This is a genomic window from Xenorhabdus griffiniae, from assembly GCF_001028135.1.
Taxonomy (GTDB): Bacteria; Pseudomonadota; Gammaproteobacteria; order Enterobacterales; family Enterobacteriaceae; genus Xenorhabdus; species Xenorhabdus bakwenae.
On sequence record NZ_LDNM01000231.1, the window covers coordinates 1 to 649 of the forward strand.

At 55.8% G+C, this 649-nt stretch carries 1 protein-coding gene; it reads left to right on the forward strand.

What is annotated here, in order from left to right; translation table 11 throughout:
* Positions 1–126: 126 nt before the first annotated feature.
* Positions 127–649: phage portal protein family protein (locus AAY47_RS19840; protein ID WP_047772110.1), on the forward strand; the 523-nt coding region annotated here is incomplete at its 3' end.

The window sequence follows — 649 nt, forward strand, 5'->3', positions numbered from 1 at the left end:
GTTTCGGGTCGGGCGCATGGTAATAAGGAACAAGAGAAAGTGAATCGAGTGATGACCTATCTGGTATTTGTGGGTTTTTGGATTGCCGTCACGCTGGTGATGGGCGTTGTGCTGTCGCACTGAGGAATGAGATTAATGCCAATTGTTGATATCTATGGCAACCCCCTGCAACGGGAAGCCCTGAAATCCCCCCAGACGGTGAAGACAGCGCAAATGCAGCGCATTTACCCTGACCACCCGTCGCGGGGACTCACTATCCGCAAGCTGCCGCGTATCCTGCAACTGGCTGAACTGGGCGACCTGAGTGCACAGGCCAGCCTGTTCGGTGACATGCTGGAGCGTGACGGCCATATCTTTGCGGAAATGGAGAAACGTAAGAATGCGTTGCTGACCCTGGACTGGTCGATTGAACCGCCCAAACGGGCGACGGCACAGGAGCAGGCCATCACGGCACAAGTTCAAGAGTGGTTCGATGCGATGCCGGAAATTGAGGACATTATCCTGAACGGGATGGAGGCCGTCGGGCACGGCTTCAGTTGTCAGGAAATCGAATGGGAGCGCGTCGAAAAAGTCTGGCTGCCGAAGAGGCACCACTTGCGTCCCCATTATTGGTTCCGTACCCTGCCAGAGCAGCGGGATGAGATCCGTC